This is a genomic window from Kineococcus esterisolvens (assembly GCF_050871405.1).
GTDB lineage: Bacteria > Actinomycetota > Actinomycetes > Actinomycetales > Kineococcaceae > Kineococcus.
On the sequence record NZ_JBJLRI010000126.1, the window covers coordinates 1 to 5,833 of the forward strand.

Consider the following 5,833-nt stretch of genomic DNA (forward strand, 5'->3'; position numbering starts at 1 on the left):
CGACGGGCGGAAGCTCTGCAGGTCCGCGACGAGCTGCGCGTGAGCGCAGTGCCCCTCCGTCGTCCCCGCTGCTCCAGAGCGCCTCGTCGGTTCAGAGCGCCTTGTCGATGAAGACGGGCGCGCGTTCGGCCCGGTCCAGCTTCGCCAGCCCGCGCCGCTGCGAGCGGATCTGCACCATCGCCTCGGCCAGGCGCTCGGTGACGTCGGCCTGGCGGCGCAGCAGTGCGCGGGCGCGGTCGGCGAACTCCGCCGGGACGGGGCCCAGCAGGCCGGGGGCGATCCAGTCACCCGCCGGCGCCTGCTCGGGGACGTCGTCGTCCTCGTGGTGCAGCCGGTCGATGAGGTCCTCGGCGGCGTCGACGTCGAGCTCCACGGCGCGCAGCGCCGAGCGCCACGCGTCGCGCCAGTGGTCCTCCGCGGTCCCGGCGGCGTGCACGGCCGCGACGGGCGGGACGCCGCTCACGCGACCCCGTGGCCGGTGGCGGGCGTGGAGCTGAGGTGCTCCAGCGCCGCCTGGCGCCACGCCTCCGCGAGGGGTTCGACGGTGCTGGTGCGGCAGGCCGCGGTGCGCTCGGCGTCACCGGAGACGTTCGCGGCGGTCAGCTCCTGCAGGACCCAGCTGTAGAGGGCGCGCAGCCCGGAGCCGCCGTCCCACTTCTCCACGTCCAGGCTGCTCATGAGCTCGTTGACGATGTCCTGCGCGTGGACGAGGTTGACGTGCGCGGTCTCGCGGTCGCCGTCGCGCTGCGCCTGCTCGGCGCGCTGCAGGTCGAGGACGAGACGGTCGTACAGCATGACGAGGAGCGCGGCGGGGCTCGCGGTGGACAGGCTGTCCGCCAGGTACCGGTTCGCCTGGGCACGTCGGCCGTACGTCGTCGAGGTCATCTCGGGAGTCCTCCGGGTCTGTCGGGGTTCTGCCTGTCCATCGGCACGACGTGCCGGGAATGCAGTGGTTCGGGCGGGGTTCTGCACCTCCACCACCTGCGGGAGAGGGACCCGCGCCGAGAAGCAGAACGGGCTGGTGGAGGTGCTCTCGCACCCCCACCAGCCTGTTGCTCGCAACCAGCGTCAGTTGCTGCTGCCGCTCGGCAGGCTGCTGAGCTGGCCGGCGAGCCAGGTGGACTGGCTCTGCAGCTTGCCCAGGGCGGTCTCCAGAGCGCCGTAGTACTTCTGGTAGCGCTCCTTCTTCGCCGCGAGCCTGGTGTCCCAGTCCGCGATGCGGCTCGTCAGGTCCTTGATCGAGGAGTTCTGGCCGTCGATCACGGACGTGAGCGTGCCGGTGGCCGCGCTGGACAGCTTGAGGTCGCCGATGGCTCCGACGGTCACTGCACGCAGCCGCTCGACGACGCCCTCAGCCGCGGCGTCCGGGTCGGTGGCCCTGGTGGACACGAGCGCCTGCACCCCGGCGGGGTCCTGCGCGTACGCCTCGAGGAACTTCGTCTTGTCGAAGGTCAGTTCCCCGTCGCGGGTGGACTGCAGCCCGAACGTGGCCGCCGACGCCTCGGAGGCGCCCACGGCGGACGTGACGGCGCTGAGGATCTGCGACTTCAGCGTCCGCATGGTGCTGTCGCCGCGCAGCGTGCCCCCACCGGTGACCTTGCCGTCCGAACCGAGGGAGCCGGCCCGGGACTGCACGCTGATCTCCGTCAGCGCGGCGTTGGCGGCGTCCACGAGGGACTGCACCGCCGAGGCGACGGCACTGGAGTCCTTCGTCACGGACACGGTGGCCGGCTTGCCGGTCTCCGTCTTGGCCGACACGGTCACGCTCACACCCGGCATGACGTCGGTGAACGTGTTCGTGGACGACTTCACGACCACCGCTGGTGAGCCGCCGAGGCTGACCGTGGCGTCGAGCGCCTTGGAGAGCTCGGTCAGGGCCTTGGTCGGGTCCGTCGGCTCGCTGACGCCGGCGAAGGACTCCGCCGGCGACAGGTTCTGGAGCTTCAGGGGGTTGCTGACGTCGCTGACCGCGCGCGTCCCGTGGGGCACGAGCTTGAAGTCGTTCCCCGCACCGGTCTCGGTGGACGTGATCTGCAGGCGGTAGGACGGGTTGCCGTTGGCGTCGGCCCCGACCCGGATGGCCACGGCCTTGATGCCGAAGCCTTCCGCCTCGTTGATGGCGTCGACGACCTCGCTCAGGGTCCCGCTGCTGGGCTGCAGCGTCACGTACGAGCCGTCGCTGCGGACCACGTCCAGCGGGTAGCTGAGCGGGGGCGCCGTCGGGTCGACCTCGCCGCCGGTGAGCGTGAACTCCGGGCTCACGACGGACCGGGCCGACGCCAGGCCGGTGACCTCGATGCTCAGCGACCCCGTGCTGGCGGTGCTGCCGGCGGTCACGGTCACCGCGCTGCTGGACGAGGTGGCCTTGACCGGTGTCCAGGCGGTGGCCTTCTGCAGGTTGTCCGCGGCGGTCTGCAGCGCCGACATCTTCGAGTTGACCGACTGGTAGGCGGTCACCTTCAGTTGTGCGGCGCTGACGCTGCTCTTCAGGCGTGCCTGTGGTGCGGAGTCGACAGCGATGAGCTGCGAGATGATGCTCGTCGTGTCCATGCCGCTGACGAGCCCGTCGACAGAGGCCATGGTCTCCCTCCCTTCAGTGGTGGGATCGGATGCAGAACAGGGCGAGGGGCACCGGGGTTCCCGGTGCCCCCCGCCTGGTGAGGTCGGCTGGCTAGCTCACGTCAGCCGGCCTCAGAACCGCGAAGCTCAGCCGCGGAGCAGGGACAGGACGTTCTGCGACGCGGAGTTCGCCTGCGCCAGCATGCTGGTGCCGGCCTGCGAGAGGATCTGGCTGCGGGTGAACTTCGTCATCTCGGCGGCCATGTCGGTGTCGCGGATCGCCGACTCCGACGCGGTCAGGTTCTCGATCGCGATGTTGACCGAGCTGATGACGCTCTCGAAGCGGTTCTGCAGGGCACCGAGCCCGGCGCGAGCGCTGGAGACGGTCGCCAGGGCGCTGTCGATGGTGGTGATCGCGCTCGCCGCACCGGTCTGGGTGGACAGGTTGACGGCGGCCACACCGAGGCCACCGGAGCCGAAGGAGTCCAGCTTGACGGCGTTGGCGGCCCTGACGCCCTGGGTGGTCGTGCCGGCGATGTTCGTCGCGCCCAGGGTGACGGCCGCGTCGGTGACGTTGCCGGCGACCTTGGAGGTCAGGACGAGGGAGCTGCCGGAGACCGAGGCGGTCCAGTTCGCGGAGATCGTCGCGTTGGCGTTGATGGCCTCGACGGCCGACGCGGCGGTGCCGCCGGTGGCGAAGGACACCGTGGTGCCAGAGATGGTGACCGAGCTGACCGCGCTGACGGCGGCGTTGTCGAACGCCGTGGCGCCGGACACGAAGACCTCGGTGACGGCGGCGACGGTCGCGGCCGCGGCCGCACCCGACTTGACGTCGAAGGTGATGGTGTCGCCGTTGGCGTAGCCGACCTGGAAGACCTTGCCCGCGAAGGTGCCGTCGAGCAGGTTGACACCGTTGAAGGACGACTTCTCGGAGATGCGGTCGAGCTCCGCCGTGAGGGAGGTGATCTCCTTCTGGACGGCGGCGCGGGAGGCGCTGTCGTTGGTGTCGTTGGACGACTGGACGGCCAGGTCGCGCATGCGCTGCAGGATCGTGGTGGCGGTGCCGAGGGCGCCGTCCGCGGTCTGGGCGACGTTGACGCCGTCCTGGGCGTTGCGGGCCGCGACGGTCAGGCCGCCGATCTGCGAGCGCAGGCCCTCGGAGATCACGAGGCCGGCGGCGTCGTCAGCAGCCTTGTTGATGCGCAGACCGGACGAGAGCTTCTCCAGCGAGGAGTTCAGCGCCTTGTCGGTGGCCTGCAGGTTGCGGTAGCTGTTGAACGCCGCGATGTTGTTGTTGACGCGAAGACCCATGATGATCATTCCTCCGTGAGTTGGGGTCCATCTGTGAACCAGCCGGCCCGTCCGTGGTCCGGCCCGCCAGGCGACTCGCGCCGCCTGACACTCCATCCATCGGTCCGGCACCGCCGCACCTGAGGGGTGGGAGCAGACTTTTTTCGGCGAGGCACGGGCACGCAGCACCCCCACCCCCGAACTGCCGGCAGGCGCCCGCGGGAGGGCGCTCACCGGCCGGCCCCGCCGCGCCGGGGCCGACCTCAACTCGGCCGACGAGCCTGCCGATGGATGGGCCGTACGGGTGGGTGGTGCTCAAGCACCTCTGGACGGTGCTCACGCACCTCGACGAAGGGCGCACATGACCGGCGAGTCCACGTTCATCAGCGGTTGCTACATCGTGAAGGACGAGGAGGAGTTCCTGGGCGCCTCACTGGCCGCCATCACCCCCTTCGTCGACGAGGTCGTCGTCTACGACACCGGCAGCACCGACCGGACGGTGGAGATCGCCCGCCAGCACGGTGCCGTGGTGGTCGAGGGGTATTGGGACGACGACTTCGGTGCGGCCCGCAACCGCGCCCTCGACCACTGCCGCGGCGAGTGGGTCCTCAGCGTCGACGCCGACGAGGTCGTGCACGGCGACCCCCGTGCCTTGCGCCGGTCGCTGCGCACGGCCGCGAACCAGAGCTTCGCCGTGGAGGTCGTCTCCAGCGCCTACGACGACGGCGGCAGCGAGCACCGTGCGATGGTCGCCCGGGTGTTCCGGCGATCGCACTGCCGGTGGGACGGGATCCTCCACGAGATGGTCGTCGGCCGCTGGCAGGACGTCAGGCACACCCGCAACGACACCATCCGCCTGCGTCACTACGGCTACTCGGTCGTGCACATGCAGGAGCGCAACAAGGGCGAGCGGAACCTGAGGCTCGCCGAAGCGGCCCTGGCCAAGGCGCGGGCGAACGGTGCGCGGGACACCACCGACCTCCTCATCAACGTCGGCAGGTCGGCGGCCCTGGCGGCCGAGCACGCCAAGGCGCTCGCCACCTTCGCCGAGCTGGACCTCGACACCATCCCCAGCGGGTCCGGTGTGATCGCCGGCCCCACGGTGCTGCTCAGCGCGCTCGCGGTGGGTGACCTGGCCACGGCGCGGCGCTGGATCGACCGGATGCAGGCGTGGGGCGAGAGCGTCAACGTGTGCACGGCCATGAGGGCGCAGGTGGCGATGGCGCAGGGCGACTGGGCCGGTGCCGAGGCGCTGTTCCGCACGCTGGAGGACGACGTCCAGCGGAGCGCGGCGCAGTTCCACGCCGACTCCTGCACCGACCAGCTGATCACCTGCATCGCCCGGCAGGGACGTGCCGCGGAGGCCGCCGACCTGCTGTTCACCCACCTGCGCTCCGGTCGCTCCTGCATCTCCGCCGTCAGCGCCCTGCTCCTGGCCCAGGAGGCGGAGGACGGCGTGCGGCGACTGGCGGAGGCGCTGCCGGCGCAGCTGGACAAGCCGTTCCTCGCGCAGCTGCAGACGTGCCTCGCCGAGGTGACCGACGAGTTCTTCCAGCACGTGTGGCGGCTGGGGAGGTCCAGGACCGCAGTCCTCGCGGCGGTCGCCAAGCAGTGGCCCTCCCTGAGCTTCGAGAAGGCGCTGGAGTGGTCGCTGAGGTTCCGCGAGAGCGGGCTCGCCGACCTCTGCCCGCTGCGCCGGATCGCCACCGCGACCGGGCAGCGGGACACCCTCACGCGCATCCTGTGCGCGGCCGTCCTCGTCGAGATCGGGGAACCGGACGTCCTGCCCGTGCTGGAGAGCATGCTCGCCGTGGTCCCCGACGAGGAGGCCGACGAGGTCGTCGCCGCCCTCGGCCGCTGGGCACCGCGACTGGCGGCCTCGCTCGTGCCCGCCTGAGCGGTGGGGCGCTGCGGCGAGGTTGCGCTGCCCGGGTGAGCCCGGCACGCGAAACGGCGGCCGGGGGACGACCACCGGCCGCCGTTT

5 protein-coding genes are annotated in these 5,833 nt (G+C 71.2%); 1 reads left to right on the plus strand and 4 read right to left on the minus strand.

Annotation, left to right across the window (positions count from 1 at the left end; all coding sequences use genetic code 11):
* Window positions 1–91: 91 nt before the first annotated feature.
* From ACRYR8_RS20815 to ACRYR8_RS20830, 4 genes are all read right to left on the minus strand, one after another.
* Window positions 92–463, minus strand: coding sequence for a hypothetical protein (locus tag ACRYR8_RS20815; protein ID WP_432486127.1), 372 nt, complete (start codon window positions 461–463; stop codon window positions 92–94).
* The gene (gene fliS, locus ACRYR8_RS20820; RefSeq protein ID WP_432486126.1) at window positions 460–885 is read right to left on the minus strand and encodes a flagellar export chaperone FliS; all 426 of its coding nucleotides are present in this window, start codon (window positions 883–885) and stop codon (window positions 460–462) included. The genes ACRYR8_RS20815 and fliS overlap by 4 nt, the downstream gene beginning before the upstream one ends.
* Before the next feature lie 183 nt (window positions 886–1,068).
* Window positions 1,069–2,580: a flagellar filament capping protein FliD gene (gene fliD / locus ACRYR8_RS20825; protein WP_432486125.1), complete on the minus strand. Its 1,512-nt coding sequence runs from the start codon at window positions 2,578–2,580 to the stop codon at window positions 1,069–1,071.
* A 126-nt stretch (window positions 2,581–2,706) separates the two neighbouring features.
* On the minus strand, window positions 2,707–3,870 hold the full coding sequence (locus tag ACRYR8_RS20830) for a flagellin N-terminal helical domain-containing protein (RefSeq protein ID WP_432486124.1): 1,164 nt from the start codon (window positions 3,868–3,870) through the stop codon (window positions 2,707–2,709).
* A gap of 340 nt (window positions 3,871–4,210) precedes the next feature.
* On the opposite strand from ACRYR8_RS20830, the gene ACRYR8_RS20835 reads away from it, so the two are divergent.
* Window positions 4,211–5,746 carry a glycosyltransferase family 2 protein gene (locus tag ACRYR8_RS20835; protein WP_432486123.1) on the plus strand — a complete coding sequence of 512 codons (1,536 nt, stop codon included), beginning with the start codon at window positions 4,211–4,213 and terminating at the stop codon, window positions 5,744–5,746.
* Window positions 5,747–5,833: the final 87 nt, after the last annotated feature.

Bases quoted from the DNA above. Each gene is read 5' to 3' on its own strand.
- ACRYR8_RS20830 (WP_432486124.1), bottom strand. From the start codon at position 3,870: ATGGGTCTTCGCGTCAACAACAACATCGCGGCGTTCAACAGCTACCGC.
- fliD (WP_432486125.1), bottom strand. From the start codon at position 2,580: ATGGCCTCTGTCGACGGGCTCGTCAGCGGCATGGACACGACGAGCATC.
- ACRYR8_RS20835 (WP_432486123.1), top strand. From the start codon at position 4,211: ATGACCGGCGAGTCCACGTTCATCAGCGGTTGCTACATCGTGAAGGAC.
- fliS (WP_432486126.1), bottom strand. From the start codon at position 885: ATGACCTCGACGACGTACGGCCGACGTGCCCAGGCGAACCGGTACCTG.